Source organism: Labrenzia sp. VG12 (assembly GCF_002237595.1).
Classification (GTDB): Bacteria; Pseudomonadota; Alphaproteobacteria; order Rhizobiales; family Stappiaceae; genus Roseibium.
Genome location: NZ_CP022529.1, coordinates 3,826,483 through 3,852,968, shown reverse-complemented (window position 1 = coordinate 3,852,968; position 26,486 = coordinate 3,826,483). Strand labels below are relative to the sequence as shown.

28 protein-coding genes are annotated in these 26,486 nt (G+C 59.9%); 13 read left to right on the top strand and 15 right to left on the bottom strand.

The window, feature by feature from the left end:
- Nucleotides 1–30: 30 nt before the first annotated feature.
- Nucleotides 31–693 carry a M15 family metallopeptidase gene (locus CHH27_RS17790; RefSeq protein WP_198338244.1) on the top strand — a complete coding sequence of 221 codons (663 nt, stop codon included), beginning with the start codon at nt 31–33 and terminating at the stop codon, nt 691–693.
- A 15-nt stretch (nt 694–708) separates the two neighbouring features.
- Here the strand turns inward: CHH27_RS17790 and CHH27_RS17785 are convergent, their stop codons facing one another.
- A complete protein-coding gene (locus CHH27_RS17785) occupies nt 709–2,037 on the bottom strand; it encodes a caspase family protein (protein WP_094072771.1) in 1,329 nt (442 codons plus the stop codon).
- A gap of 81 nt (nt 2,038–2,118) precedes the next feature.
- On the bottom strand, nt 2,119–2,664 hold the full coding sequence (locus CHH27_RS17780) for an RNA methyltransferase (protein WP_094074837.1): 546 nt from the start codon (nt 2,662–2,664) through the stop codon (nt 2,119–2,121).
- 162 nt (nt 2,665–2,826) lie between these two features.
- On the opposite strand from CHH27_RS17780, the gene CHH27_RS17775 reads away from it, so the two are divergent.
- Nucleotides 2,827–3,801, top strand: a complete 975-nt coding sequence (locus CHH27_RS17775) for an NADPH:quinone oxidoreductase family protein (RefSeq protein WP_094072770.1) — start codon at nt 2,827–2,829, stop codon at nt 3,799–3,801.
- A gap of 217 nt (nt 3,802–4,018) precedes the next feature.
- On the opposite strand, the gene xth is transcribed toward CHH27_RS17775, so the two are convergent.
- Together xth and CHH27_RS17765 are read right to left on the bottom strand one after the other, a co-directional pair.
- Nucleotides 4,019–4,828: an exodeoxyribonuclease III gene (gene xth, locus CHH27_RS17770; protein ID WP_094072769.1), complete on the bottom strand. Its 810-nt coding sequence runs from the start codon at nt 4,826–4,828 to the stop codon at nt 4,019–4,021.
- 142 nt (nt 4,829–4,970) lie between these two features.
- Nucleotides 4,971–5,867, bottom strand: a complete 897-nt coding sequence (locus CHH27_RS17765) for an alpha/beta hydrolase (RefSeq protein ID WP_094072768.1) — start codon at nt 5,865–5,867, stop codon at nt 4,971–4,973.
- 271 nt (nt 5,868–6,138) lie between these two features.
- On the opposite strand from CHH27_RS17765, the gene CHH27_RS17760 reads away from it, so the two are divergent.
- Nucleotides 6,139–6,870: a GH25 family lysozyme gene (locus CHH27_RS17760; RefSeq protein ID WP_094072767.1), complete on the top strand. Its 732-nt coding sequence runs from the start codon at nt 6,139–6,141 to the stop codon at nt 6,868–6,870.
- A 146-nt stretch (nt 6,871–7,016) separates the two neighbouring features.
- Here CHH27_RS17760 and CHH27_RS17755 read toward each other — a convergent pair whose 3' ends face one another.
- Nucleotides 7,017–7,391 (bottom strand): VOC family protein, encoded by a 375-nt coding sequence (locus CHH27_RS17755; protein ID WP_094072766.1) that lies wholly within the window; start codon nt 7,389–7,391, stop codon nt 7,017–7,019.
- A gap of 40 nt (nt 7,392–7,431) precedes the next feature.
- Here CHH27_RS17755 and CHH27_RS17750 point away from each other — a divergent pair, with 40 nt between their 5' ends.
- Nucleotides 7,432–7,968: a winged helix-turn-helix transcriptional regulator gene (locus CHH27_RS17750; RefSeq protein ID WP_094072765.1), complete on the top strand. Its 537-nt coding sequence runs from the start codon at nt 7,432–7,434 to the stop codon at nt 7,966–7,968.
- A 29-nt stretch (nt 7,969–7,997) separates the two neighbouring features.
- Here the strand turns inward: CHH27_RS17750 and CHH27_RS17745 are convergent, their stop codons facing one another.
- Complete coding sequence (locus CHH27_RS17745; protein WP_208988272.1) at nt 7,998–8,489, bottom strand: hypothetical protein; 492 nt, start codon at nt 8,487–8,489, stop codon at nt 7,998–8,000.
- A 167-nt stretch (nt 8,490–8,656) separates the two neighbouring features.
- On the opposite strand from CHH27_RS17745, the gene CHH27_RS17740 reads away from it, so the two are divergent.
- Complete coding sequence (locus tag CHH27_RS17740; RefSeq protein WP_157738975.1) at nt 8,657–9,076, top strand: SH3 domain-containing protein; 420 nt, start codon at nt 8,657–8,659, stop codon at nt 9,074–9,076.
- Between the two features lie 242 nt (nt 9,077–9,318).
- Complete coding sequence (locus tag CHH27_RS17735; protein ID WP_157738974.1) at nt 9,319–9,837, top strand: SH3 domain-containing protein; 519 nt, start codon at nt 9,319–9,321, stop codon at nt 9,835–9,837.
- A gap of 15 nt (nt 9,838–9,852) precedes the next feature.
- Here the strand turns inward: CHH27_RS17735 and CHH27_RS17730 are convergent, their stop codons facing one another.
- A complete protein-coding gene (locus CHH27_RS17730; RefSeq protein ID WP_371681740.1) occupies nt 9,853–10,335 on the bottom strand; it encodes a CAP domain-containing protein in 483 nt (160 codons plus the stop codon).
- Between the two features lie 236 nt (nt 10,336–10,571).
- Nucleotides 10,572–11,867, bottom strand: a complete 1,296-nt coding sequence (gene ccrA / locus CHH27_RS17725; RefSeq protein WP_094072761.1) for a crotonyl-CoA carboxylase/reductase — start codon at nt 11,865–11,867, stop codon at nt 10,572–10,574.
- A gap of 280 nt (nt 11,868–12,147) precedes the next feature.
- Here ccrA and CHH27_RS17720 point away from each other — a divergent pair, with 280 nt between their 5' ends.
- From CHH27_RS17720 to CHH27_RS17695, 6 genes are all read left to right on the top strand, one after another.
- Entirely contained in the window at nt 12,148–14,145 is a 1,998-nt protein-coding gene (locus tag CHH27_RS17720) for a protein meaA (protein ID WP_094072760.1), read from the top strand.
- 151 nt (nt 14,146–14,296) lie between these two features.
- Nucleotides 14,297–14,674, top strand: a complete 378-nt coding sequence (locus CHH27_RS17715; protein WP_157738973.1) for a hypothetical protein — start codon at nt 14,297–14,299, stop codon at nt 14,672–14,674.
- Between the two features lie 157 nt (nt 14,675–14,831).
- Entirely contained in the window at nt 14,832–15,827 is a 996-nt protein-coding gene (locus tag CHH27_RS17710) for a sodium-dependent bicarbonate transport family permease (protein ID WP_247646125.1), read from the top strand.
- A 4-nt stretch (nt 15,828–15,831) separates the two neighbouring features.
- Complete coding sequence (locus CHH27_RS17705) at nt 15,832–16,143, top strand: P-II family nitrogen regulator (protein ID WP_094072757.1); 312 nt, start codon at nt 15,832–15,834, stop codon at nt 16,141–16,143.
- Nucleotides 16,127–16,915, top strand: a complete 789-nt coding sequence (locus CHH27_RS17700) for a carbonic anhydrase (RefSeq protein WP_371681739.1) — start codon at nt 16,127–16,129, stop codon at nt 16,913–16,915. The genes CHH27_RS17705 and CHH27_RS17700 overlap by 17 nt, the downstream gene beginning before the upstream one ends.
- Before the next feature lie 34 nt (nt 16,916–16,949).
- Nucleotides 16,950–17,468 carry a DinB family protein gene (locus CHH27_RS17695; RefSeq protein ID WP_094072756.1) on the top strand — a complete coding sequence of 173 codons (519 nt, stop codon included), beginning with the start codon at nt 16,950–16,952 and terminating at the stop codon, nt 17,466–17,468.
- A gap of 178 nt (nt 17,469–17,646) precedes the next feature.
- Here the strand turns inward: CHH27_RS17695 and CHH27_RS17690 are convergent, their stop codons facing one another.
- The 7 genes from CHH27_RS17690 to CHH27_RS17660 form a co-directional block, all read right to left on the bottom strand.
- Nucleotides 17,647–18,729 carry an HD-GYP domain-containing protein gene (locus CHH27_RS17690; RefSeq protein ID WP_094072755.1) on the bottom strand — a complete coding sequence of 361 codons (1,083 nt, stop codon included), beginning with the start codon at nt 18,727–18,729 and terminating at the stop codon, nt 17,647–17,649.
- A gap of 269 nt (nt 18,730–18,998) precedes the next feature.
- Nucleotides 18,999–20,000 (bottom strand): HD-GYP domain-containing protein, encoded by a 1,002-nt coding sequence (locus CHH27_RS17685; RefSeq protein ID WP_157738972.1) that lies wholly within the window; start codon nt 19,998–20,000, stop codon nt 18,999–19,001.
- Nucleotides 20,001–20,309: 309 nt separating this feature from the next.
- Nucleotides 20,310–21,179 carry a glycerophosphodiester phosphodiesterase family protein gene (locus CHH27_RS17680; RefSeq protein WP_094072753.1) on the bottom strand — a complete coding sequence of 290 codons (870 nt, stop codon included), beginning with the start codon at nt 21,177–21,179 and terminating at the stop codon, nt 20,310–20,312.
- A gap of 74 nt (nt 21,180–21,253) precedes the next feature.
- Nucleotides 21,254–22,357 (bottom strand): extracellular solute-binding protein, encoded by a 1,104-nt coding sequence (locus CHH27_RS17675; protein WP_094072752.1) that lies wholly within the window; start codon nt 22,355–22,357, stop codon nt 21,254–21,256.
- 34 nt (nt 22,358–22,391) lie between these two features.
- The gene (locus tag CHH27_RS17670) at nt 22,392–23,219 is read right to left on the bottom strand and encodes an ABC transporter permease (protein ID WP_094072751.1); all 828 of its coding nucleotides are present in this window, start codon (nt 23,217–23,219) and stop codon (nt 22,392–22,394) included.
- Entirely contained in the window at nt 23,216–24,070 is an 855-nt protein-coding gene (locus CHH27_RS17665; protein ID WP_094072750.1) for an ABC transporter permease, read from the bottom strand. The genes CHH27_RS17670 and CHH27_RS17665 overlap by 4 nt, the downstream gene beginning before the upstream one ends.
- The gene (locus tag CHH27_RS17660; RefSeq protein ID WP_094072749.1) at nt 24,067–25,119 is read right to left on the bottom strand and encodes an ABC transporter ATP-binding protein; all 1,053 of its coding nucleotides are present in this window, start codon (nt 25,117–25,119) and stop codon (nt 24,067–24,069) included. The genes CHH27_RS17665 and CHH27_RS17660 overlap by 4 nt, the downstream gene beginning before the upstream one ends.
- 171 nt (nt 25,120–25,290) lie before the next feature.
- Here CHH27_RS17660 and CHH27_RS17655 point away from each other — a divergent pair, with 171 nt between their 5' ends.
- On the top strand, nt 25,291–26,445 hold the full coding sequence (locus CHH27_RS17655) for an ROK family protein (RefSeq protein ID WP_157738971.1): 1,155 nt from the start codon (nt 25,291–25,293) through the stop codon (nt 26,443–26,445).
- Nucleotides 26,446–26,486 lie beyond the last annotated feature (41 nt).

Here is a 26,486-nt window from a genome sequence, read left to right as displayed (position 1 = left end):
CTAGTCTTCCTTTGCGGGAGCAGCCTCCCCTTGCTGGCCGACCAGCTTCCAGACGGTTTCGTTTATTTGCGGGACGTCGTTCCTGATATTCAGCAGGACATTCGCTACGCCACGCGCAACAACTTCATGCGTCAGCGATTGCCTGGCTACCGGGCCGGCGAGTGCGTGCTGACCGAGCCTGCGGCAAAAGCACTCGGCAAGGTTCAGAATGCGGCTGTCGCCGCCGGATATTCCCTCGTTGTGTTTGACTGTTACCGGCCGCAAAGCGCGGTTGATGCGATGGTTGCCTGGGTGCGCCGGGGGCGGGGCACCGATCCGGACTATTTCCCGAACGTGTCGCGCTCAGACCTGGTCCGACAAGGCTATATCGGTGCCAAGAGCAGTCACGCCCGCGGGTCCACGGTCGATGTCGGACTGGATGTTCTGGAGGTGCATGGCGGGCCGGAACCCGAGGTGTGCAGTCGTCGGGACGGTTTGACGGCGGATTTCGGAACGCCGTTTGACTGTTTCGATCCAGCCAGCCGGACGGCGTCAAGCGCTGTATCCGCCAAGGCTCAATCCTATCGGCGGGCACTGGTCGACCTGATGCGCAAAGGCGGGTTCAAGAACTATGCCGGTGAATGGTGGCATTTCACCTTGCGCAATGAGCCGTTTCCGAACCAGTCGTTCGATTTTGACATCCGGCGACGTTGATCGGACTTGCGGTCGTTAATCCGCAAATACCGGCACAAATTCGGAGAGCGCGGTGTCGGTGTATTTGCTTCCGGGAAACACGGAACCGATCTCAAGCTCCAGCCAGGTGGCTTCGACCGGTGTGCCAAAGGAAAACCGGTTCGCATTCATCGCATCCGGCAGGGACAGGATCTGGCTGCTGCCGTCCGAGAGTTTCAGCCGCGCGGTCTGCACGCGCGCGTTCTTGCGGTAGATGTCCCGGTTCTTGGCATAGCCGTTGACGATCTCGAAGCCGGACAGAAGTCTTGGCCGATCGAAGGCAATCAGCACCTTCTGGCCCGCACCGTTGCCGGCAACACCTTCCACCCAGGCCGTGGAAGGGTTGCCGTCGTAAAGGTTGGCTGTTCCGTAACGGTTGCCATATTGCGGGTCGAGCATGGAACTGGCGCAGAACATAAGGTTGCTGCCGGTTCGGTAAGTCGATCGGCACAGGTCCTCGCGATAGGACGGTATCGCCTGATGTCGAGGCTCGGTCCGGGAAACGGAGATTTCCGCCTGAGGCGCCGGGACGGCGGGCGGCGCCTGCGTCGTCGGCCGGGGGGCGTTGCCGATCTTGCCGCCAAAATAGAATTCGCCGATCAGCGCTTCGTTCAGCCAGGGCAGCTGGCGCTCGCCCGTGGTCGTGTAGACGCTTTCGCGCACGCGGCCCATCAGGTGTCGAACCTCCAGGTCCGGCGTGTCGATGTAGCGGGCCAGGGCCTCGGTGAAGGGGCTGTTCTGTCCGCTGCCATCCAGGGCGACATCACCGGGCGAGGTTGCAAAGGCGATCATCATGCCGGCGGCATTGGCCTCCAGGCGCGCGAGGCCGTTGGCCGCGCCTCTGGACAGGGATCTCGGCAGCGGGTTGTTGCGGCAGGCATCGAAGAACACCAGCTTCAACCGGGCACCGGACGCTTCCATGATTTCCAGGAGATCGTTTGCCTTGAGTGCCTGGGCAGGCAGGTCGGTGGAGGCCTCGATTTCCGCATCGACGGGCAACAACCAGTTCTGACCGTTCACCTGAACGCCGTGACCGGCATAAAAAACCAGCGCGACATCCGCATTCTGGGCCCTGCGTCCGAAGGTTTTCAGCCCGTCCCAGAAATCGGCCCGGTCCCCATCGACGATGCGAACCACATCAAAACCCAGGCCGGTGAGCTTTCCCGCGATCAGGTTGGCGTCATTGGCCGGATTGCGCAGCGACGGCATCGATTGGTAGGCCCCATTGCCGATCACCAGCGCTACCTTGCTGGCGGCCTTTGCCGGTCCGATGAGCGCCATGGCCAGCAAAAGCATTCCGAAAAGGGTCTTGAACGGTCCTGTCATCTGGTGCCTCCCACAGCGCCTTGAAGAAAACCGGTCGTGACAGGAGATTGCAAGTTGTAATTGGTGGCAGCCAGCAAGGCGTCAGGTGCCGGGAACCTTTCGGCCCGTGCGCATGACCGGGCCGCCGCTGACATGTTTCGGCCGCTCGATCTTCGGCCCGCCGGCGGTGATCGAACGTTCGGCGTAGCGGCCGAGTGCGCGGTGGCGGTCGTACATGACGATGGCGCCGGCCATGGCGACATTGATGCAGAACTTGGTCGGGATCTTCACGACATGGTCGCAGCGCGCCAGCATTTCCGGCGATAGCGAGCCGCGTTCCGGTCCGAGCACATAGGCCGCCTGCAGCGGATGGCCAAAACTCGGCAGATCGATCGATTCGTCCGTCAGTTCGATACCGACCAGCTGGCATCCCCTGGGCAGGTCCATCGTGTCGACACTGTCCCAGGTAAAGACGGGCAGATGTCCCGGGCTCTTGGACGTGTCGGAGGGCGGTGCCTTGCGGATCTTCTGGTCAGCATCCACCGTGAAGAAGAAATTGGCCCCAAAGGCATGGGCCGACCGCATCAGCGTGCCGAGATTCATTCGTTTCGAGAGGCCTTCGGCCCCGACCGCAAAATAACCGCGCATGGACATTCCGTTGTTTCGATGACACCGGGTCATAACCGAATTTGCACCGGGCTGAAAGTTTCACCGGTTATCCGGAAAGCCAATTCCGGCCGATTGCCGAAGTTGCTAACGTCGGCCGGACGTTCAGCTGCCGGCCTCTGCGCCGCTCCAAATGAGGTTGCCGTGAAAGCCTGTCTTTGCAAATCCTTCGGTCCGCCCTCCAGCCTCGTCATCGAGGAGATCGCCGACCCGGTTGCCGAACCGGGCAAAATCGTTGTCCGGGTGAAGGCCTGTGCGCTCAATTTCTTCGACACGCTGATCATTGAAAACAAGTACCAGTACAAGCCAGAGATGCCGTTCTCGCCGAGTGCCGAGTTTTCCGGCATCGTCGAAGCGGTCGGTGACGGCGTTACGGAGTTTGCCGCCGGCGACCGGGTCATGGGGTATGTCGGCTGGGGTGCCGCCCGGGAAAAGATTGTTGTCGAGGCCAGGGACATCGTGCAGATACCGGACAGTGTTGCCTTTGAAACCGCGGCCGGCCTGGCGGTGACCTATGGCACCACGCTGCATGCCTACCGGGATCGGGGGGATCTGAAAGCCGGTGAGACCGTCGCCGTTCTCGGCGCGTCCGGCGGTGTTGGTCAGGCTGCGGTCGAGATTGCCTCGATCATGGGGGCAAAGGTCATTGCCTGCGCCTCGTCAGAGGAAAAACTCGCCTTTGCCCGATCTCTCGGTGCCGATCTGACGCTGAATTACTCCAAAGAGCCCCTGAAGGAAGGCCTGAAGGCACTGACAGACGGCAGGGGTGTGGACGTTGTCTATGATCCGGTTGGCGGAGACCTCGCCGAACAGGCCGTCCGGGCGACGGCCTGGGGCGGCCGTTTCCTGGTCATCGGCTTTGCCGCCGGTCAGATCCCGAAGATCCCGCTCAACATCGTCATGCTGAAAGGCTGTGACCTGCGTGGTGTCTTCTGGGGGGCGGCGGTCACCCGAGACCCCGAGGCCAACAAGGAGAACATGAAGCAGCTTCTGGCCTGGGTTGAGGAAGGCAGGCTGAAGCCACATGTTCACGGGGTCTATCCTCTAGAGGACATTGCAACGGCGCTGGAGGAAATCGCGGCCAGGAAAGTGCGCGGCAAGGTGATCGTGACGCCTTGAGGCCGCATTGACGAAAGCTCAAGGCAGAGATCCTGGCCGATCCTTCGAGACGGGCCGTTCGCCCTTCTCAGGAGGGCGCAGAGTTTTCAGCTGGCTCTGATGGAGCGCAACAAACCAGGCGTCATCCTGAGGAAGCGCGCAGCGCTGCCTCGAAGGTTTGGCCACCTGCGCCGACACTTGTTTCGAACAGGCCGCACATTCCCAGCGGCCTTCGTCGTCAGACGGCAAATTCCGCGATCACTGGCGCATGATCCGAGGGTTTTTCCCAGCCACGCGCATCGCGCAATACGCTGGTCGATTTTACATGCGGGGCGAGAGGTTCCGACACCCAGACATGGTCGAGCCGGCGGCCCTTGTCGGCCTTCGACCAGTCCTTCGCCCGATAGCTCCACCAGGTGTAGAGTTTTTCCTCCAGCGGTGTGAACTGGCGCATGGCGTCCAGCCAGCCGCCGGTTTCGCGCACCTTTTCGAACAGCTCGGTTTCCACCGGCGTGTGCGACACCACTTTCAGAAGCTGCTTGTGCGACCAGACGTCGTGCTCATAGGGCGCCACGTTGAGATCGCCGACCAGAACGGCCGGTCTGGCGGTTTCCTCTCCCTGCAACCAGTCCTGCATCTCGGCCATAAAATCCAGCTTGTGGCCGAATTTCGGGTTGATCTCCCGATTGGGTTCGTCGCCGCCGGCTGGGACATAGAAATTGTGCAGGCGCAGGCTGCTGCCATTGAACGGCACATCGACAGCAACGTGGCGGCTGTCGCCGATATCGCAGAAGTCACGTTTTTCAATGTTGCTGAGCGGCAGGCGGGAGACGGTGGCCACACCGTGGTAGCCCTTCTGGCCATTGATTGCCATGTGCTCGTAGCCGGCCTTGCGAAAGGCGTTTTCCGGGAAGTTGGCATCCGGGCACTTGGTCTCCTGCAGGCAGATCACGTCCGGTGCGATCTCGTCGATCAGCTGTTCCACAATCGGCATGCGCAGGCGCACGGAATTGATGTTCCAGGTGACGAGTTTAAGCCGGTCGGTCATGAGGAATTTGCCAAGGGTCGTTGCAGATCCGCCAAGTCATAAGGATTCGAGGCTCAAGTGCAATCGGTTTCAGCCCACGGCCGATCAATCCTTTGCAGGGCGGAGCCGAAGACTGCCCTGACCATTGACCCCGCGAGCGAGATCAACCGGTTTGATGCAGAAACGCATCGATTTCCCGGAAAGCATCGGAGGTCTCCGGGAGGTCCGGCCACATGGGCCAGACATGCCACATGCCTGGATAAATGCTCAGGCTGGAGGAGACCCCTGCGGCTTTCAGAGCAAGGTGCATGCGTTCCGAATCGCTCAGCCACAATTCGTGATCGCCTGCGAGCAGCAGGACCGGCGCGATGCCGTGCAGATCTGCGAAGAGCGGAGAGATAACGGGATCCTTCAGGTCGGTTTTGCCGCGAAAGTGCTTTTGCCAGTCGCGCAGAACCTCCGGCGACAGCAACGGGTCCTTGCCGGCAAGCGCCTCGACACTGTCGCCGGACAGGCTGGTGTCAAAGGCTCCGGACAGGGAGACGATGGCACGTGGCTGAGGAGCATTCTGTTGCCCCAGGTCCACCGAGGCCGCCATGGCGACGGCAGCGCCGCTGCTGTCGCCGGCAAAGATGATCTGTTCCGCCTTGTAGCCGCCGACCGCCAGCAGGGCCTCGTAAACAGTGACAAAGTCATCCCGCGGAGCGGTGAAGGGATGTTCCGGAAGCAGGCGATATCCAACGAGCAGCACGTTCCGTTTCAGAGCGGCCGCGAGCTCGGATGCGAAGGCACGATGGGTCAGCAGGGACCCGGTGACCAACCCGCCGCCGTGTGCATAGAGAACGAGGTCCTCTGAAGCAGTCTCTTCCGGGGACAGCCACAGGCATGGAACGTCGCCGATCCGGTCTTCCCTGGCTTGGCACCCTGGCGCGAGGTCGATACTTCTGGCTGCCTCGTCCCATTCAGCGCGTTCCTGGTGCAACGAGCGTTCAGGATCCGGAACCTCTCGAACCAGACTTGCACGCTCGGCCAGGCTTTTGGCGCTGATGTCTCGGTCCATCTGCTTGTTCACAATCCGTGATCCCTTGCGTCTCGCGGCGAGGTTTCGGCGAACGGCCACACCTGCCCTGAAGCAGCTTTCCCCTAACCATATTGCTGTGGTCAATGCCGCAATTGTCTTCGAACTGCCGCAATCCGGCCTTAGTCCGGGCGATGGGAAAAAGCGGATACGTGTTTTTGCGGAGAAATCGTCAAAACGTCTACACTCCGTTAGGAATTCCCACGCATTTTGGGCGCGAGCGGAAAGTCTTTTTTAACCTATCGAGGTCGCTGTGTCGGAACTGGTCAGGCAATTTTGCGCGCTGTTTGGATTTATTTTTCTAAGCTCTTGCGCGGCTTATGATTTTCCGGATCCGACACCGGAAGATTACGCCGTTCACGGCATCGATATCTCCCGCTGGCAGGGGGACATCGACTGGAATGCGGTCAAGAATGGTGGCGTGGCGTTTGCCTGGATCAAGGCAACAGAGGGTGGTGACCATGTCGATCCGCGCTTTGTCGACAACTGGATTGGCGCGCGCAAGGCCGGCGTGCCGCGCGGCGCCTATCATTTCTACTATTTCTGCCGTCCGGTGGAGGAACAGATTTCCTGGGTGAAGGAGATTGTTCCGGTTGATCCGCAGGCGATCCCGCTGGTGCTGGACATGGAGTGGAATGCGCACTCCAAGACCTGTCAGAAACGCCCGGGGCGCACGCAGATCCTGCGTGACATGAAGATCTTCCTCGATGAGATGGAACGTCACTACGGCAAACGCCCGGTGATCTACTCGTCTGTTGATTTCCACCGTGACCGTCTGGTAGGCGCCTTGAAGGGTGAACAGTTCTGGCTGCGCTCCGTCGCAGATTATCCCAACAACATTTATGACCAGCGGGACGACTGGGTCTTCTGGCAGTATACGGCCGAAGGCCGGGTGCCCGGCGTGCGCGGTGATGTCGACCGAAACGTCTTTTTCGGCACCAAATCTCAATACCGCGCCTGGTTGCGCGGTGAGCTGAAGCGCTAGCGGCGGCGTCTTCTGACAGATGCAATAGCAAAGACGTGTGAGGCATCCCTCACACGTCTGGAATCGATTGTCGTGTCGTCGATCTGGGGCATTCCAGCCGGCACCAAGCGGGCGATTTCTTGCGGTGCCTCAGGTCCGGCTGGTCGTTACTGTTGTGTCAGGTCCTGCGCCAGCATGAGCGCATTGCCGTCCGGATCGTAGAATGTGGCGGTGCTGACCATGCCTTCGACGGTTTCGGTTTCACCGTCGAATTTGACATTTTCCCTTTCCAGCGCGGCTCGGGCCGAGGCGATGTCCGCGACGCCGAATACCGGTACCATGTTGCCCGGTGCGGGTTCCGCCTGCTCTCCCAACCCCAGTGTGACACCTTCGGTCTTGGTCTGCATTTCGCTCCAGCCGGCCTCATCGATATGCACGAGCAGCTGAAAGCCCAGGTTCTTTTCATACCATTGCGCACTGGCATGGCGGTCGCGCACCGATAGCGCGAGAGTGATGGTGTTTTCCAAAGAAACGACTGACATGACACTTTCCTCTGTAGCAAAAGTATAGTAGCTATATTTCATGGATATGCCGCTGCTTGTCAAGCTCACATCGAAAGCCTGGTCGCTGAAAATTCTGGCCCTGTTGCATTCCGGGGTTCCGGGTCGGCAGGCGCCCCTGCTTGCGGCAACCACGGCGTCGCGCAGCGCCTTTGCCGCCAGTCTGGAGCATCTCATCCAGCTGGGTCTGCTTGAGAGAAATCCCGGTCACGGTCATCCGCTCCGTCCGGAATTCCGACTGACAGAGCAAGGCAAGGTCGCCGCCGCCATGGCGCACCGTATCCTGGAAGCAGCTCCTGGCGAGGACGGGTTCGGTATCCTGAAAAGGAGCTGGTCCGTGCCCATCCTGGCATTGACCGAGGCGCCCAGCCGGTTTTCCGCCATCCGGTCCGGTTTGGGGGGCATAACCGACCGGGCGCTTTCCAAATCTCTGGGCATGCTGGAAGAGCGGGACTGGCTCAGGCGTGAGATCGACCTGTCTCAGCGTACGCCGTTTCCGACCTATCAGGCCGTGAATGCGGGCCAGATCGTCAATCGGGCCATCGGATTGAGGTCCTAGCGGTCCGATCTGCTTTCTGTGGCTGAAGCCTATTGGACCAGGATCTGATGCGCCACATCCTTGCCGTTGCTCACCGTCACTTGCGTGAAGCCGATCATTTTGCAGAAATCCAGGAAATTCAGTTCCTGAGGCTGATTGGAGCGGGCAAAGAGCTCTGTTGACCGCGCCATGGAGGTCAGCGAAGCAAGCAGAGCCCGGAGACGGTAGAGCGTGTCATACTGGCCGTCACCGGTGGCAACGATGATCAGTTTCTCCAGGTCTCCACCCTTGGCAAACAGATGATAGCCGACAATGCGGTTGCGTTTGTCGTGCTGGGCCGCAAGGCCGATGACAAAGGCGGCGCGCGACCTTTTGCCGGCGTCCGGTGCCAGGCCGAGTTCCGAAACGTAGACTTCTCGCGTCTGCGGCTCGGGGTAGTAGTAGCCGGCGTGGGCGTCGAATGCGCTGGCTGGACCAGGTCCAAACGACAGCGACAACACGGTGATCGCGATCAGAGTGGTAAATAGCTGAAACTGTTTCATGATGACGTGCCCCCGGCTTTCATCTTCCTCAATCGGGCGAAGAACGCAAGCCGGGCACGTCCCGATCGGGCGCAGATCGGGCCGAATTCCGATGGTCGCGCTATATTTTCGCCATGATGTCTACCCACATGGGGAAGGTCTGGGCACAGATTTTCGGAGATTTGAACATGCTCACCCGCTTCTCGCTGGGCTTGATTGCGCTGGCCGCGACCGCACTGCCGACGGTGGCCCAGGCGGCTGGACCGGCAATTGCCTACACGACCGCAAACCTCAACATGCGCACCGGGCCTGGCACGAACTATCCCGTGATTACAACGGTGCCACGCGGCGGCGGGGTGACGGTTTTCGGCTGCACGGCCAATTTCGCCTGGTGCGATGCCGCCTTTGCCAATGCCAAGGGCTGGGTGTCGGGCAAATATCTCAGCTATGGTGGCAACGGTATCTATTACGGCCGACCGATTCCCAATGCCGGGGTTCATGTCGGCGTGCAGCGCTATTACCGCAACTACCCGATCTATGGCCGGCCGCCAGTGGTGGTTCAGCCGGTACGGCCCTATCCGCGCGGACCATACTACCGGCGCTACTGACGGTACGGCGCCTGAGGCTTGTTCCCGCAGACAGAAGGCCGTTGAACGGGCCCGTTCCTGCGACTTCGTTCAGGGGTTTGGAAGGTCGCCGTTCGGACCAGACCTGATACGACGCAAGCTGGGCGCAAGCCGCAGCCGGCATGATCCGAAACCGATTGGCCCAGACCGGGCCGAACCATTCTATTGCCAGGACATGTTCTCCTCCGGGAATGCTCCAGGCCCAGAATTTCGGAGTTCTGATCATGCGCATCCGCTTGTCGCTGGCAGCGATCGCCATCGCCGTGGCAACGTTGACCGTGGTGGCTCAGGCCGAGGGGCCGGTGATCGCCAAAACGACCGCCGACCTGAACATGCGGGCTGGGCCTGGGACGGGCCACCGGGTCATCCTGACTGTCCCGCGCGGCGGGCGTGTGACCGTCAATGGCTGCACGGCGAGCTACAGCTGGTGTGATGCGACCTTTGGCAAGGTGACCGGCTGGGTGTCCAGCGACTACCTGATTTCTGCCGATCAAGGCCGGTTTCAGGGCCAGCCGATTGCTGCGGCGGCAAGAAGCCTTGGTGTGCCAGTCACTCAAAAGAGCCGGCCTGCGTCCAAGGCCGGTACGGTCCATAAAGGCGGTCCCGTCTACAAGGGGGATCCGGTCCCGGTGGTCAGTCAGGCACCCGGACAGGTTTTACCCTATGATCCGGCCATGTATCCCTTTGCGACCCCACCGTGTCCGCGTTATCCGGACCGGTATTTCGAACACCAGGTCTGCTAGCTTGTTTCACGGCTCTTATTGAGCCGGTTTCGGAGCTGCCAGGACGAGCGACCAGAACACCTTGTGCTTGGCTGACGGTGAATAGGCGGTGGCAATACCGAGCCGGGTCGCGTCTTTGGTCAGAAGAACGTCGTTGTGTTTTGGCGATTCCCGCCAGCCTGAAAAGGCTTCGGCAAAGGTGCGATAGCCGGCACTGACATTTTCGGCTGCCGCTGTTTTGGGCTCGCCGATCGAGATCATTCGGGTGGCAAGCTGCTGGTCGGGCGCCAGCGAAGCGCGTACCGACCCTTCGGCGGCCATCGCCTGGGCCTGCGAGGCCGCGATCATGATGAGCTTTGAATCCGGGGACACCGGCGACAGGCCGTTATTGACCCTGTATTGCGAGATCATCTGGGCGGCTGTGGCCGCATCGACCTTGCCATCGGCCCGTGCCAGGTCCTGGTAGAAGGGGGGCGTCTGCAGGCGGTCGCCCATGCACGCGGTAAGCAACAGTGTCAAAGCTCCTGCAAGCGCGAGTTTGAGGGACAAGAACCCTGTTCGATGATCAACCAAGTTGCCGACTTTCCGTTTTGCTGGGGCCTGATTCGAAAGCCCTCAATAGGTCATGAAACCATAACGAAGCGGAAATGGGGCAAGCATCCCTCTCGCCAAACAAAAAACCAGCCCGTCGAAACGGGCTGGCCAGGCTGCATGAGGCTCTAACAGGCTGCTCTGCCTGAGCCTTTCGGGGAGCTTTAGCGCTTGCCGGCGTCAATCACGTCCTCAAGCGTTCTGAGGCCGGTTGTCGGGGCACAGACCAGAACGGACATGTTGCCGGGCGCGTGTTCATTCTTCCACATCTTAGTATGGGCCTTGGGGATCTGATCCCAGGGGAAGACCTCTGACATGTAGGGATCGATGCGCCGCTCGATCATCAGCTTGTTGGCTGCCGCCGCCTGCTTCAGATGCGCGAAGTGCGAGCCCTGCAGGCGCTTCTGGTGCATCCACATGTAGCGAACGTCGAAGGTGCAGTTGAAGCCCGACGTGCCGGCGCAGATGACGACCATGCCGCCCTTCTTGCAGACGAAGGTTGAGATCGGGAAGGTCGCCTCGCCCGGATGCTCAAAGACGATGTCGACATTGTTGCCCTTGCCGGTGAACTCCCAGATCGCCTTGCCGAACTTGCGGGCTTCCGCGAACCATTCGGCATATTCCGGCGAACCGACCGTCGGCAGCTGGCCCCAGCACTTGAAGTCCTTGCGGTTGATCACGCCCTTGGCGCCGAGATCCATGACGAACTGGCGTTTGTCTTCATCGGAAATCACGCCGATGGCATTGGCGCCGGCGGCCGTGATCAGCTGGATGGCATAGGACCCGAGACCACCGGAGGCGCCCCAGACCAGGACATTCTGGCCGGGTTTCAGCTCATGCGGATGGTGGCCGAAGAGCATGCGGTAGGCGGTTGCCAGTGTCAGTGTGTAACAGGCGCTTTCCTCCCAGGTCAGGTGCTTGGGCCGCGGCATCAGCTGCTGGGCCTGGGCGCGGGTGAATTGGGCAAAGGAGCCGTCCGGCGTTTCATAGCCCCAGATGCGCTGGGTGTTGGAATACATCGGATCGCCGCCGTTGCACTCCTCGTCGTCGCCGTCATCCTGGTTACAGTGGATGACAACCTCGTCGCCCACTTTCCAGCGCTTGACCTTGTCGCCGACGGCCCAGACGATCCCGGACGCATCCGACCCGGCGATGTGGTAGGCGGCGCCGTGGCCGTCAAACGGGCTGATCGGCTCACCAAGTCCGGCCCAGATGCCGTTGTAGTTCACGCCGGCGGCCATCACCAGAACCAGGACCTCGTGGCTGTCGAGCTCCCAGGTCGGCACGACCTCCAGCTGCATGGCATCTTCCGGGGCGCCATGGCGCTCGCGGCGGATGGCCCAGGCATACATGTTCTTCGGAACGTGACCCAGCGGCGGAATTTCGCCGATTTCGTAAAGGTCTTTCACCGGAGCATCCTCGCGCGTCTGGTTGTCGTTGGCTTCGGCGGCTGCTGTCATTCTCCCCTCCCAGGGCTGGCCTTAGAATTTCGCATTTGCACAATGCATGATCGGGTCGAAACCCGGTTTTGCGCAACTATTGTTCAAAAATGCTGCGTCGATCTATACGACTATTGCTTAACTTGCGTTTTGATGCCAAGCATATTTTGCATTGCGAGAAAAACTTTCGCAGGCGCGCAATATCCGGCAGACTGTGCCTGAACGGGAGAAACGGGCAGATAAAGGTCTTGTCGGGGCGACAAAAAATCAGGCAGCAGAATGCCTTAGGAGGAGAAGTGGCATGAGCACAGGGCAAGAGAAAAAACAGGACCGCGACCGCCCCTGGATTTTCCGCACCTATGCGGGGCATTCGACCGCCGCCGAATCGAACAAGCTTTACCGTAGCAATCTTGCCAAGGGTCAGACCGGCTTGTCCGTTGCCTTCGATCTGCCAACCCAGACCGGATACGATCCGGACGACTTGCTGGCGCGCGGCGAAGTCGGCAAGGTCGGTGTGCCGGTGGCCCATCTGGGCGACATGCGCACCCTGTTCCAGGACATCCCCCTGGAACGCATGAACACCTCCATGACGATCAACGCCACGGCGCCCTGGCTTCTGTCGCTTTATATTGCCGCCGCGGACGAGCAGGGTGCGGACCGCAATCTCCTGGCGGGCACGACCCAGAACGATATCATCAAGGAATACCTGTCCCGCGGCACCTATGTGTTCCCGCCGGCGCCGTCGCTGAAGCTGACCACGGATGTGATCGCCTGGACCTATTCCAACATGCCCAAATGGAATCCGATGAATGTCTGCTCCTACCATTTGCAGGAAGCGGGCGCGACACCGGTTCAGGAGCTCTCTTTTGCTCTTGCAACGGCAGTCGCCATTCTGGATTCCATGAAGGCCAGCGGTGCCATTCCCGAGGAGGATTTTCCAAAGGCCGTCGGCCGGATTTCCTTTTTTGTGAATGCGGGCATGCGCTTCATCACCGAGATGTGCAAGATGCGCGCCTTCACCGAGCTCTGGGACGAGATCTGCCGGGAACGCTACGGTGTCGAGGATGAGCGGTATCGCCGCTTCCGCTACGGGGTTCAGGTGAATTCCCTCGGCCTGACCGAGCAGCAGCCGGAAAACAATGTCTATCGCATCCTGATCGAGATGCTGGCCGTTGTGCTGTCGAAGAATGCCCGGGCCCGGGCCGTGCAGCTGCCGGCCTGGAATGAGGCGCTGGGGCTGCCGAGGCCGTTCGACCAGCAATGGTCCTTGAGGATGCAGCAGATCGTCGCCTACGAGACCGATCTTCTGGAATATGCCGATATCTTTGATGGTTCGGAAGAAATCACCCGCAAGGTCGAAGCCCTGAAGGCCGAAGCGCGCGAAGAGCTGGCGCGCATCGACGCGATGGGCGGCGCGGTGGCCGCCGTCGATTCCAGTTACATGAAGCGCAAGCTGGTGGAGGCCAATTCCGCTCGCCTTGCGGCCATCGAAGGTGGTGATCAGGCCGTGGTCGGGGTCAACAAGTGGACCGAAAGCGAACCCTCGCCGCTCTCGGGAGGCGAAGACGGTGCAATCCTCACCGTTCCGGAGCATGTGGAAGCTGAAGCTGTCGAGAAAATCGCCGCCTGGCGCGATGCACGGGACGCCTCGGCCGTCGAGACGGCGCTTGCCGAACTGAAATCTGCGGCCCAGGAAGGCCGCAACATCATGGAACCTTCCATTGCCGCGGCCAAGGCAGGTGTGACCACCGGCGAATGGGGCCGCGCCTTGCGCGAAGTCTTTGGCGAGTACCGGGCCCCGACCGGTGTCGGGCAGAGCGTGAGTGACGATGCCGGCGATCTGGCGGCCGTCCGCGGCGATGTCGAAGCTGTGTCTGCGAAACTGGGACGGCGTTTGAAATTCCTGGTCGGCAAGCCGGGCCTTGACGGTCATTCCAACGGCGCGGAGCAGATTGCCGTCCGGGCCCGCGACTGCGGTATGGAAGTGGTCTATGAGGGCATCCGCCTGACGCCGTCGCAGATCGTCAACGCTGCGGTCGAGGAAGATGTGCACGTGATCGGTCTGTCCATCCTCTCCGGGTCACATCTGGCCCTGGTTCGCGATGTCATGGAGAGGCTCAGGGCGGCGGGGGCGGATGATATTCCCGTTGTTGTCGGTGGCATCATACCGGAAGAAGACGAGCGCCAGCTCAAGGCTATGGGTGTTGCTGCTGTCTATACGCCAAAGGATTTCCAGCTCACGGACATCATGACGGACGTTGTCCGGATCGTTGGCAGTGAAGCGGAAAAGGCGGCCTAGACGGTTCCAGATACTGATTCCTGCGCCTGCCCATCGGTTGTCTCCGGAAAAACAATTGCTTAACGTTACGTAAAGCTTTGTTAACTCTTTGTTGAGAGATTCGGTGGGTTCCGCCAGAAGGCGGTTCTCTCTGAATGGCCAGGAGGCCGAAATGGCGACGATTGAACGGCCGGTTCCGGCCCAGGTCGTGGCGCATGCGACAGAGTATCCCGCGGACCGGGACGGTGACGGCACCGGCTACGACCGCAGAAAAAAGCGTGACACCGCAGAGCGCCATGAAACAGATACCGGAGTGTCCGATGACAATCCGGCAGTTCTTGTTGATGCTCATCACTCTGAAAATCACACACTGGACGGCGTAGCCGCCTATCGGGCAGCGGCCTTGCAGGCGCTTGAACCCGGCATTGACCACGGGCCGGTTCATCCATTGCCGGGACCCGTTGACCGATTGCCGGCGGACAACATCCGCCATGCCTATGAAGATCACGCAGAAGGCGAGACGCCGCACGAGGTCAACGTTGCGACCTGATCTCTGTGTCTTGCTCTAACCAAAGGCGCTAGACAGGTCGATTTTCATTGCAGTTCCGCGACGTCCTTGGTAACACCCGCCGCGAATACGTAATCATACGTATTTGCTGGATTTGATGACGCGCCGGTTGTCGGCGGTGCAAAGGGGTGAGCGGGCATTGGCAGAAACGATCTTGGCCTTGGCGGCACAGAACCTGTTGTCGCCGATCATCCTCTTCTTTGCGCTTGGTCTTCTGGCGGCGCTGGTGCGCTCCGATCTGTCTGTGCCGGAAGCGGCCGCCAAGGCCCTGTCGATCTACCTGCTGTTTGCCATCGGCTTCAAGGGTGGCGTCAGTGTCAGTGAGCACGGGGTCGATGCCAATCTGCTCCTGAGCATGCTGGCCGGTCTTGTCCTGTCCTTCGCAATTCCGTTCGCAGCCTTTGGTCTGCTGCGGGTGATGACGGCCCTCAGTGTCACCGATGCGGCGGCGGTTGCGGGTCACTACGGCTCGATCTCGATCGTGACCTTCGTGGCTGCGACCTCGGTTCTGCAGAGCCAGGGCATTGCCAGCGAAGGCTACATGGTTGCCGTGGCGGCCATCATGGAAGCGCCTGCCATCCTGTCTGCCCTCTGGCTGGTGGCCCGCTTTGCCAAACCCGTCGACGGATCAGACCGGGCCCAGGACACCAAAGGGCTGTGGCGGGAAATTCTTCTGAACGGCTCGATCGTGCTTCTTGTCGGCTCCTTTGTCATCGGGTTCATGACCGGACCGAAAGGCCTGACCGAGATCGAAAGTTTCATCGTCGCCCCGTTCAAGGGTGTTCTCTGCCTCTTTCTGCTCGATATGGGCCTTGTGGCCGGTCGCGGTCTGCGCGCAAGCGCGCACCAGCTTCGGCCTGGCCTGATCGCGTTCGGCATGCTGATGCCTGTGATCGGTTCTCTTGCGGGCCTGACGGCAGCAACGCTCATCGGGCTGTCGGCAGGCGGCACAGTGCTGTTGATGACGTTGAGCGCGTCGGCTTCCTACATTGCAGTTCCCGCAGCGATGCGCGTGGCCTTGCCGGAAGCCAATCCCTCGATTTATCTGACCATGTCATTGGGGATCACCTTTCCCTTCAACCTGACAATTGGTATTCCCCTCTATCTCAGCATCGCCCAGGCAATCGGAGGATAAGCGCATGGAGATGAAGGACGCCAAACGGGTCGAGATCACCATCGAAGCACCTCTGGAAACCCGGTTGACGGATGCGCTGGAAGAAGCCGGGGTCACAGGTTACACGATCCTGCCGGTGATGGGCGGCAGCGGCCGGTCCGGGCGCTGGAGCCGGGAGGGGCAGGTGTCCCGTGCGGGTGGCATGGTCCAGATCATCTGCATCATCCGGCCCGACCGGCTGACAACATTGCTCGAAGCAGCGTTCGCTGTTGTGGAACGGCATATCGGGGTTATTTCCGTGACAGATTGTACCGTATTGCGTGCGGAGCGCTTCTAATCGGATTGCCTCACCCAATCCGGCTAGTCGCCTCGGTCAATTTGCTTTCTCCAAATCAAGTGATATGAACCTCCCGGAAAATGACCGTATCCCGGCGATGCGGTTTCGGATGGGAGGCATGTCTTTGAGATTTCCAGCACAGCTGATGGAAGGCTACGGCCACTATCTGAACAGGGGATTTGTCCGCTACAAGGAAACACATGAGCGGCTTGCTGTTTATGGCCAGAAGCCCGAGGTGATGGTGATCTCGTGTTGCGACAGCCGTGTCACGCCGGAAGGCATTTTCCATGTCGGCCCTGGCGAACTTTTTGTGGTGCGCAATGTCGCCAACCTTGTTCCACCCTATGAAGACACCGACGGTCAGCATGGCACGAGCGCGGCAATCGAATTTGCGGTGAATAGCCTTAAAGTCAAGCACATCATCGTGATGGGGCATGGTCAATGTGGCGGCGTAAAGGCCTTTCGCGAACACGCCAATGATCCCATGGCGACAGGGCAATTCATTGGCCGCTGGATCAAGTTGCTTGAACCAGCGGCTATTGCGATGGCCTGCATGCCGGTGGACAAGGCTGACGACCCGCAATTGGCAATGGAATATGCTGGCGTGCGTCAATCCCTGAAAAATCTCATGACGTTTCCCTTTATAGCGAAAGCCGTTCAGCAAGGCGGACTGGAACTGCACGGATCCTGGTTTGACATCGGGTCCGGCGAACTGAGGATCATGGATCCTGAGAGTGAGCGGTTTGAAACGGCCATCCCTGAGGCTGTTTAAAAGGATTGTCGGCACCGTTCAAAGGAAAGTCTGCATGCAGATAGATCCGGCGCTGTACCAGCGCCTGGCCCGGTACAACGCCTGGATGACGGGCAAGGCCTATGAGGCCGCCGGCCAATTGAGTGATGCGGAGCGGAAGGAGGATCGCAGGGCTTTCTTCCGGTCGATCCACTCGACACTCAATCACATTCTTTTCGCAGACAGGGTCTGGATGAGCCGGTTTGCCGAGACGCACTATGCGGTCAAGGGCATGGGCATCGATCTCTTCGAAGACTTTGCCGAACTTGAGGCGGCACATCTGTCGATGTGCAGTGACATTTCGGCCTTTGCCGAGCAGCTCACCTCGGACTGGCTGGCGGAGACCATGGACTGGACTCGTTCAACGGACATGGTGATACGCCGGAGGCCGCGATGGGTGCTGGTGACGCATATGTTCAATCACCAGACCCATCACCGCGGCCAGGTGTCGACGCTTCTGACCCAGGCCGGTCAGGACATCGGTGTCACCGACCTGCCGTTCATGCCGGACCTGATTGAAAGCTACGGCGGTTAGCGCAATGGCGCTTTCGGAGAAGAGCCAGCGCCAGCTTGATGTTTTGTCACGCCGAAGCCGGGCTTCCGGGCGCATGACCTGAGGCGCGCTGCAAATCGAAAAGATGCCCGCTGGTCGCGGTTTGTCGACTGAAGCCGGATCACGAGCCTGGTTTGGCACTGAATGATTGCGTGGTGGATCAGGTTGCCGTGCGTTTCAGCTGGCCGAGTTCGGTGCTGAGAACGGCGTCCCTGAAGGTTCTCAGAAGCCGGTCGTCAAGCTTGCCCTTCATGTCCAACATGATTGCAAAGGCCTGCCTGGGGCTCATGGCGTCCTTGTAGGCGCGTTTCTCGGTCAGGGCGGAGTAGATGTCACAGATGGTCGTGATCCGGACAAGCTCGGAAATCTCATTGCCCATCAAACCGTCCGGATAGCCGCTGCCATCCAGAAATTCATGATGCGAGACCGCAATGTCGTAAGCGCCAGCGGGAACTTCGGTGCTGTCTTTCAGGATTTCCCTGCTGAAGACCGGATGTTTGTTGATCAATTGCCGTTCGGCATCGGACAGCTTGCCGGGTTTGTCGAGGATCGACAGCGGGATCTTGACCTTGCCGAGGTCATGCACAAGGCCTCCGAGACCGAGCAGTGACTGCTCTTCCTTTGACAGGCCGAGCAGCTGCGCGAAATTGGTGGCGTGGCCCGTGACCATCAGCGTGTGGCAGAACGTGTGGCTGTGATGCAGTTCGACGGCCGAAAGCCAGGCGTTGAGGCCTTCCGCCTCGATTGCATTGGCAATGTGATTGGCGCTTGTTTCGAGCTTCGCGAACGGCAGAGGGGCATTTGTCAGCGCAGCAGACGACATTTGCGCATAGGCCGAACAGGCGGATGTCACGGTTTCCGCCATGCGCGGCGAGCAACGGCCCATCAGCTTCGGGCGCGCATAGTCGCCCAGCAGCTTGCGGAGTTTGAGCAGGACCGAACCGAGGTGCTCGTTCCGGTCAAGGACATCCTGGCAGCCGAGTTCGCGGGCCTGCATGACTTGCTGACGGTTTTTCAGGTCGGCAAAGCCGATCAATGGATAGGGGGTTCTTTCGCGCAGGTTCTTGATGTGCTGTACGTCGGCGGCCGTTGCACCCAGGAAGTCGGCAATGATGATTGTCTTGCCGGGCAGCTGAGGCGTCAGCTTGGAAATGACGACAAGTTTTGCCGGGTAAGTCGAAGAAATACCAAAAAAATTCCGGGATGCCTTTTTTGCATCGGCAATCGTGAGGACGATCTGCATCGCGTCAAATGACCTTGTCTGACGTAACTGGCGTCAGGAGAACCTAAGGTCATTTAATAAAAAAACATTTATTGTGAGGGCGTTAGACTGTGAAAATTCTGCAAATATAGTGAGTTTAATTCGTACTTTTTACAATGTAGTCATGTGAAATTTTCGAAACGGCGCTAGCGCTCGCGTGACGTCAGCAGGCTTTTGCAAGCATGGCTTGTCAGTTGTGTTGTCGGGCGATCAAAAGCGAAGTTCGCAGACACTATGCCTTTTGGCATGACTCATACCGCCCTGCGGCGGATGCGGCCGAAATCCGATCTCGAGATCAACTTGCTGAACTTGCGCAGAAGTCCTGCATCCAGCTTGCCTCCCATGTCTGCCATGATGGCAAGAGCACGTTGTGGCGGCACGGCGTCCTTGTAGGACCGCTTTTCGGTCAGCGCGGAGTAGATGTCGACAATCGTGAGCAGCCGGACCCTTTCGGAGATCTCGTCGCCGCTGAGACCGTCCGGATAGCCGGAGCCGTCGATGAATTCATGGTGCCAGAGCGCCATGTCGACCACGGGCTTCGGCATTTCCGATCGAGATTCCAGAATTTCCTTGCTGTAGATCGGATGTTTGTTGACCAGCTCACGTTCCTTGGCAGTCAACTTGCCCGGTTTGTCCAGGATCGAGAGCGGGATCTTCACCTTGCCGAGGTCATGAACCAGACCGCCAAGGCCCATGAGATACTGTTCCTGCTGGCTCATGCCGAGCGCCTTTGCAAAGGTCAGGGCATGACCGGCGACCATCATCGTGTGACAGTAGGTGTGGCTGTGGTGGCTCTGCACGGCTGTCAGCCAGCTGTCGAGGCCCTCCGCGTCAAGGGTTGCGGCCATGTCCTTGGCGCTGCCGGCCAGCTTTTTGACGGGCAGGGGCGCGCCGGAAAGAGCTGCCATCGACAAGTGGCTCAATGCAGCGGATGTGCTCTTGACGGTGCGGACGGTTTTTTCCGGCAGGCCTGCCGGCAGGTTCGGCCTGGAATAGTCCCCCAGAAGTTCTCGCAGTTTCAGAAGCAGGTTTGAGAACCTGTCCTCCCGGTCGATCAGGTGAAAGACGCCGAGTTCGCGTGCCTGCAGGACCTGCTGACGGCTGCGGATTGTGACGAGGCCGATCGAGGCATCGTTGCGTTTCTTGGTGCAGGGTTTCAGGGCATGAAGCTGCTTGGGTGACAGATTGTGGAAATCGATGAGCAGCAGGGTGTTGTCGTCGTGCGTCTCAGGGTCGAACTTCGAGATGGGCACGTGCTTGACAGGATAGTACCTGGCGAGTTTTGCAAACTGCCTTGGAAAATCTTTCCAATTTGCGGAAACCGCGAGGATTTGTGCCATGCAAAAAGAACTGTCTTCACATCAAGTATCAGGGTGAAAACCTTGAAGTTAATTCGTAAAAAAAGACTTAGTAAAAACTACTAGGCGGGCATTTGTGACTGGCATGCCGTCTAAAAGTGTTTCCGAAAATTTCACGCAAAAACAGAGTCTTCCGCGGGCCCGAAGACAATCCGGCAACGCCCGCAGTCAGTCGGAACCGCGGACATTGGCCATTTTCAATTGTCAGGATGCGATTTTTTCAAGGCTTGCACCGAAGGCCTTCAGGGCGTCCGGGCGGTCGGTTTGCAGCAATCGTGCCCCGTGTTCCAGCAACCGGCCCCAACCCCGAGCCGGATTGGAGAGAGAATCGCTGTCCGTCACGTCGGCGGACGGCACCGCGTCGAGCGTGTTCAGAAAGATGTCCGTTCCGGATGCACGAGCAGCCAGGGCGTAGGCTTCAAAGCTGGAAAAGCTGTCGAACAGGCCCTCTACCAGCGGTGTTGGCCGCTGACGAAGAAGCCCGAGATAAGCACCCAGGGTCTCCGCAGTCACCTGGATAACCGGTTTGACAAGCACGCCGGTTTGCTGCTCGAGGTCATCAACCCGTTGCAGGTCGTTTTCGTTTGCGACGAGGGTTTTCAGATTGATGTGTGAGCGCCACGGGTGCGTGCGGACAAAATCGGCGACCTGCTCCAGGTCGCGCAGATGCTTGACGTCGACATCCACGTAGATCTTGCCTTCGGTTGCATCGAGAAGGTCACCCAGAAGGGCCGGATGCGACGATGTCAGGAGCGCCTGAGAACCTCCGGCACCGTCTTTCAGGACGAGGCTGGTGATGTCGGCTGCCGGAAGTCTGGAAACGGTTCCCGGCTGGCCGGTCATGCGGTCCAGGGTGTCATCATGCAGGCAGACAAGTGCGCCGTCGGCCGTTGCCTGGACATCAATCTCGACAAATTCATAGCCACAGCGGATCGCCAGATCGACGGAGGCGATAGAGTTTTCAGGTGCACCGTGCCAGGCGCCGCGATGGGCAACGACGGCCAGAGCCCAGGAGGGATCTGCCAGAAATTCCTTCAGAGGCGGCCGTGCACCGGAGGCGGATTGAAGAGGCATTGCTGTTCTTCTTTTTGGTCAATGGGAGGGAGGACAGTCCCGCGCGGACGCGAGACTGTAGTTTGTGGGGCAGCTTAACGCTCAAGGATCACGTTTTCGATGAAACTTTCTTCGACCGCCTTGCGGAACGGTTGAGCCGCCCAGGCCTGACGGCTCTTGCGCTGTTCGTTCGGCACAAGGGCGTGGCTGTCATCTGCCTTGGCGTGCATCGGCGCGGTGCCGAAGTCGCGGTTGAACATGGTCTGGGTGTCCGCGGAGGTCAGCCAGTTGACGAACACCGCTGCTGCTGCCGGATGCGGTGCGTTTTTCGGAATGGCCACGCCGTTGCCGCCGCCGTTCATGCCCATTTCTGGAATGTAGAACTTGATCTCGGACCGGACTTCGCCCCGTTTCTGCAGACCGGCCAGGTGATCTTCCCAGGCAGGGACCATCCAAAGTTCGCCGTCGCTGACACGGATGATGCTGTCGGCGTTGGACGCGGTAACGACATAGGTCTCGGCATTGTCCTTGAAGAAGTCGAAACCTTCGCCGACCTTGGCAAGCTTTTCGTCCGTCACTTCACCATCAGAGAAATCGACCCCGGTCAGCGTGCGCAAGGTGTTCTGGTAAAAGGAGGGGCCGGAGCCGCCTTTTTCATAGTTGAAACCGAATTTCTCCGGATTGGCGGTCCAGAAGGCGGCAAACTGGTCCGGTGTCTGTGGCAGCTGGTCGGCGGAGACCTTGGCCGGATCATAGGCGATGCCGGTCTGGTTGCCCCAGAAGGCAAGCACGAAACCGGCGCCGTCAATGCCGACGAGCTCCGAGACCCGGCCATCGTCTTCCGGCAGCATGCCAAGTGGCTGGAACGTGGCGCTCAGGTCAACGGTTTCAAAGTCGTTGTAGCCCCAAGCGAAGACGTCGATGTCGCCGGCGTCGCGATTGCGTTCGGCGATGAGCTTCTCGGCGTTGCCGGCGGCAGTGCCTTCCGGAATGGTGACCTTGATGCCGTATTCGTCTTCGAAGGCCTTGACCGCCCGGCGCAGGTCATCCTGCAGATACCAGACGTACCAGGTCAGTTCACCTTCGGCCTTGGCCTGGGTGACGATGTCGTCCCAGCTCATGTCGGCCAGGTCGGCGGCAGCGGCTACGTTCAGCCCAAGAGCAAGGGCGGTGGTGGAGAGAATGAGGGTCTTCAGCATGTCGGTTGATCTCCGTTCAGTCGGGATATCCTCGTCAGCCCTTGCCTGAACTCAGAGCCGGATTGGCCGATTTCAGAAGCCGCTCCAGGATGAGCATCAGGATAACGTTGGGGACGACGAGAATGAGGGACAACACCGCTGCATTGGGACGGACATAATCCTGTCCGAGCGTGCCGTAGAGCAGTGTCGGAATGGTGGTGAAGTCGGGCGAACCGACGATGAAGGCGATGGCAAATTCCTCGATCGACTGGATGAAAACGATCAGGAGCGAGGCGAAGATGCCGGGTTTGAGTGCCGGCAGATAAGCCACCTGCCAGCGGGCCCAGGTGCTGGCGCCAAGGTCGCGGGCAGCATCGATATGGTCGGTGCGCACCTGCTCGAAACTCACCGTCATGATGCGGATTGCATAGGGCATGAAGACAATGGCATGAGCGAACAGGATCGCCCCGAAGCGCCAGGTGTTCAGGCCGAGCTGATAGAGCAGCGAGGTGAAGAAGATCGATGTGACGAAGGGCGGCACGATCAGGGGCAATAGCGCCAAGAGCTTGCAGACCTCACGGCCGGGAAAGCGGATCCGCCCAAGCGCGAAAGCGGTCGGGGTGGCCAGCACAAGCGCGGCAAGGGCTGCCGACGGTGCGAGGATGTAGGAATTCACAAGCGCGGTCTTGAGCGAGGAATTCTCCCACATGTGCTGCCAGCGATAGAAGGACATTGCCGGCGGGACCAGCTTGTCGGCGGTCCAGGGCTCGGACGGATCCACCAGGGACCAGAGCACCGCCATGGTGAAGGGCACGATCAGCCAGAGCGCCGTCAGGCTGAGCAACAGCGCAAGAAGAACCTTGTTCAGGCGTTGCCGGGTCATGCGATCCTCCCGCGCAGGGTGATGCGGGTGACCAGGGCGAGCAGGGCGGAGCCGGCAATCGCGATCAGCATCAGCGTCACACCGACAACGGCGGCATCGTTCCAGCGCCCGCCATCCTTGAAAAACACCATCAGTTGGGAGAGCGACTGGCGATTGGTGGGGCCGGCAATCACCTGAAAGCTGAAATCGGCCAGCGCACCGATGAAGATGATGATCAGTGCCGCCTGCATGGCGGAGACGGTGAGCGGGGCAATCACCTTGCGAAACCGGTCGAAACTGCCGGCCCCAAGATCCCTTGCCGCGTTCAGGACATCATCTGAAATGCTTTGCACGGCGCCGGTCAGGAGCAGGAGCGCGAAGGGCATGTTCTTCCAGGTTTGCAGGATAAGGACGCCAATGGCGTTGCGGTCGTTCTGCAGCCGGCGCGGTTCCTCCCAAAGGCCGATGCCCTGCATCAGCTGGTTGAGAATGCCGTGATAGGCGATGACATTGATGAACAGGAAGGCCGCGACAAGGCCGTGCACCAGAAGCGGCGCCTTCAGCATGGCGCCGATAGCGAGCGAGCCTGGAAAGGGTTTGCGCAGCCAGATGGCCAGGGGATAGGCCAGCATGACAGAGAAGATCGCGCTCAGAACACCGATATAGATCGAATAGACGACTGCCCGGCTGTAGACCTTGCGGTCCAGCATCCGATCCCAGAATTCCAGTGAAAAGCCGCTTTCGCCGGCAAGATTGTAGTAGCCGAAAGACTGGGCGGCCGCGATGTAGACCGCGACCCCGATCAGGGCAAGGATCAGTCCGAGGCCGGGCGTGAGCAGGGTAAGAACAAGCAGCCAGCGTTTCAGGGTCATGCCACGGCCTCCAGCAGCACGATCTGTTCCGGCTGCAGTGAAAAGGACACCGTGTCGCCCTCTCGAATGCCGGGCCGGTTGGTCTGGATGCGGATATCCGTCCCGTTCATGTCCAGATGGAGGTCGGTGAAATGCCCCTGAAAGGCCCGGTGGGTGACGCGTGCGGTCAGACGGTTTGCGCCGCCTGCTTCCAGGTCGGCGTGCTCCGGCCGCCAACAGATCTTGACCTTTCGGCCTTCCGGCAGGTCGGCCTTCTTCGTGACGAGCGGTCCGAGTGACGTTGCCAGTTCCACGGCGCCGTTGCCGTCTCTCCCGGTCACGCATGCCTCAAGCACGTTGGCGCTGCCAATGAAATCGGCGACAAAGCTTGTCTTTGGCGCGCCGTAGAGCGTTTCGGGCGTGTCGGCCTGTTCGATGACACCGCCGTTCATGACAAAAACCCGGTCGGACATGGCAAGCGCTTCCGCCTGGTCGTGGGTCACGTAGATCGCCGTCAGGCCGAAGTCGCGCTGAATGCGCCGGATCTCGATGCGTACCTGGTCACGCAGCTTTGCATCGAGATTGGAGAGCGGCTCGTCAAAAAGGATCACGCTGGGGCGCATGACCAGGGCCCGGCCGAGCGCGACACGCTGCTGCTGGCCGCCGGACAGCTGGTTGGGCAGTTTCTCCAGGTGCAGCGACAGGTCCAGCGCGCTGATGACGGCGTCGAGCCGTGTCTTGCGTTCCGGGCCGGCAACCCGTTTCTGGCGCAGGCCGAATTCCAGGTTTTCCAGAACGCTCAGATGCGGGAACAGCGCATAGGACTGGAAACAGAGCGCCGTGTCGCGTTTTTCAGGTGGTGTCCGGGTGACGTCTTGGCCAGCGAGATGAATTTCGCCATGGGTCGCTGTCAGGAACCCGGAAATCATCTTCAGGAGGGTTGTCTTGCCACAGCCCGACGGGCCGAGCAGCGTGACGAATTCACCCGAAGCGACTTCGAATGACACGTTCCGGACAGCAACAAAGCCGCCGAATTCCATTTTCAGATTGCGCGCACTGATCCCGCCCATGGCCGGTTCGCTCCTCCCGATTGCTTACCTGTCAAAGTTTATCACTCGTCATGAGTATTATTCTTTTTATTACTCATTAAAAGTAATAATTTTATGACAGGGATTGGCGTGCCCGGAGGCGGGCGGTAGGATGGCGTCGTGATTCTCGTTTGAAATTAAGGATTTCTGTCCGTGACGGTGCCAGTTGGGACCCCGCAAAATTCAGAAAAATCGACTCTTTTTCCGATCGGTCCAAGCAGCGCCGCTATCCTGGAAGCTGTTCGCGTCAATGGTGTTGTTGCCCGTTCGGATCTGCCCGCACCGACCGGACTGTCTCAGCAATCCGTGCACCGATTGACCGAAGAACTGCTTGAAAGCGGCCTTCTGGAACGGCGCGATCCGGTGATCCAGGGGCGGGGCAAACCAAGCCCTCGTCTCGCGGTCAATCCTGCCGGCGCATACGCGTTTGGCGTTTCGGTGGACACCAACACGGTGGAAACGGTCTGGGTGGATCTGACCGGCAATATCCTGAGCGAGGGCAGGGTTGACGTGAACCCGAACGACCCGGAAGCCGTCATAAAGGCGGCCCTGGACCTGTCGAAACGCAGCGCGAAGAAACTGGGACTGGACCCGAACAGGCTCGCCGGTTGCGGGATATCGACCCAGGGGTTTCGCAACACGCAGGACAATATCTTCACCACGCCCCCCCTTCTGGAAAACTGGTCCGGATTTGCCATAGAAAAACGGTTCTCCGAGGCTTTCGGCTGCCCGGCCTATGCAGAGAACAACGGCACGCTGGGGGCCATTGCCGAACTCTGGAGCGGCGCGGGCAGGGACTATCCAACCTTCGTCTATCTGTCGTTCAACTTCGGCCTTGGCGGCGGCGTGGTGCTGGATGGCCGTCCGTTCTACGGGTTCAACCGCAATGCCGGTGAGTTGACGGATATCTATCTCGTTGAAGAGAAACCAAACCGTCCGGCCCTGCAGTACCTGATCAGGGATCTCCAGGAGAATGGTCTCGACGTTCCGAATATCGACATTCTCAGATCCAGTTTCGACCCGGCCTGGCCCGGTGTGGAGGCCTGGGTTCTCCGGGTCGCGCCGGCACTGAACCAGCTGGTGCGGGCGGTCACGGCGGTTCTCGATCCGGCTGCCATCGTCTTTGGCGGAGAGGCGCCGAGCGCGTTGCGAGACATGCTGATCGCGGCAACGTCCCAACGGGTTCCCGATCGCTACGGCCGTAAAATCCCGGGCCCGGCGCTGGTGCAGAGCCAGATACCTGCCCAGCCAAGTGCCGTGGGGGCGGGGATCCAGGCGCTTCGGCGCCGGGTGCTCAATCAGGCCTGAGCTCGCGCCCGGCACGTGCCGGTGCATGTTACCCGGCAATG

What these genes read in the sequence shown, in the direction of transcription:
- CHH27_RS17785 (WP_094072771.1), bottom strand. Translation starts at nt 2,037, where the DNA reads ATGACAGGACCGTTCAAGACCCTTTTCGGAATGCTTTTGCTGGCCATG.
- CHH27_RS17780 (WP_094074837.1), bottom strand. Translation starts at nt 2,664, where the DNA reads ATGCGCGGTTATTTTGCGGTCGGGGCCGAAGGCCTCTCGAAACGAATG.
- xth (WP_094072769.1), bottom strand. Translation starts at nt 4,828, where the DNA reads ATGACCGACCGGCTTAAACTCGTCACCTGGAACATCAATTCCGTGCGC.
- CHH27_RS17765 (WP_094072768.1), bottom strand. Translation starts at nt 5,867, where the DNA reads ATGGACCGAGACATCAGCGCCAAAAGCCTGGCCGAGCGTGCAAGTCTG.
- CHH27_RS17755 (WP_094072766.1), bottom strand. Translation starts at nt 7,391, where the DNA reads ATGTCAGTCGTTTCTTTGGAAAACACCATCACTCTCGCGCTATCGGTG.
- CHH27_RS17750 (WP_094072765.1), top strand. Translation starts at nt 7,432, where the DNA reads ATGGATATGCCGCTGCTTGTCAAGCTCACATCGAAAGCCTGGTCGCTG.
- CHH27_RS17745 (WP_208988272.1), bottom strand. Translation starts at nt 8,489, where the DNA reads ATGAAACAGTTTCAGCTATTTACCACTCTGATCGCGATCACCGTGTTG.
- CHH27_RS17740 (WP_157738975.1), top strand. Translation starts at nt 8,657, where the DNA reads ATGCTCACCCGCTTCTCGCTGGGCTTGATTGCGCTGGCCGCGACCGCA.
- CHH27_RS17735 (WP_157738974.1), top strand. Translation starts at nt 9,319, where the DNA reads ATGCGCATCCGCTTGTCGCTGGCAGCGATCGCCATCGCCGTGGCAACG.
- ccrA (WP_094072761.1), bottom strand. Translation starts at nt 11,867, where the DNA reads ATGACAGCAGCCGCCGAAGCCAACGACAACCAGACGCGCGAGGATGCT.
- CHH27_RS17720 (WP_094072760.1), top strand. Translation starts at nt 12,148, where the DNA reads ATGAGCACAGGGCAAGAGAAAAAACAGGACCGCGACCGCCCCTGGATT.
- CHH27_RS17715 (WP_157738973.1), top strand. Translation starts at nt 14,297, where the DNA reads ATGGCGACGATTGAACGGCCGGTTCCGGCCCAGGTCGTGGCGCATGCG.
- CHH27_RS17705 (WP_094072757.1), top strand. Translation starts at nt 15,832, where the DNA reads ATGGAGATGAAGGACGCCAAACGGGTCGAGATCACCATCGAAGCACCT.
- CHH27_RS17695 (WP_094072756.1), top strand. Translation starts at nt 16,950, where the DNA reads ATGCAGATAGATCCGGCGCTGTACCAGCGCCTGGCCCGGTACAACGCC.
- CHH27_RS17690 (WP_094072755.1), bottom strand. Translation starts at nt 18,729, where the DNA reads ATGCAGATCGTCCTCACGATTGCCGATGCAAAAAAGGCATCCCGGAAT.
- CHH27_RS17680 (WP_094072753.1), bottom strand. Translation starts at nt 21,179, where the DNA reads ATGCCTCTTCAATCCGCCTCCGGTGCACGGCCGCCTCTGAAGGAATTT.
- CHH27_RS17675 (WP_094072752.1), bottom strand. Translation starts at nt 22,357, where the DNA reads ATGCTGAAGACCCTCATTCTCTCCACCACCGCCCTTGCTCTTGGGCTG.
- CHH27_RS17670 (WP_094072751.1), bottom strand. Translation starts at nt 23,219, where the DNA reads ATGACCCGGCAACGCCTGAACAAGGTTCTTCTTGCGCTGTTGCTCAGC.
- CHH27_RS17665 (WP_094072750.1), bottom strand. Translation starts at nt 24,070, where the DNA reads ATGACCCTGAAACGCTGGCTGCTTGTTCTTACCCTGCTCACGCCCGGC.
- CHH27_RS17660 (WP_094072749.1), bottom strand. Translation starts at nt 25,119, where the DNA reads ATGGGCGGGATCAGTGCGCGCAATCTGAAAATGGAATTCGGCGGCTTT.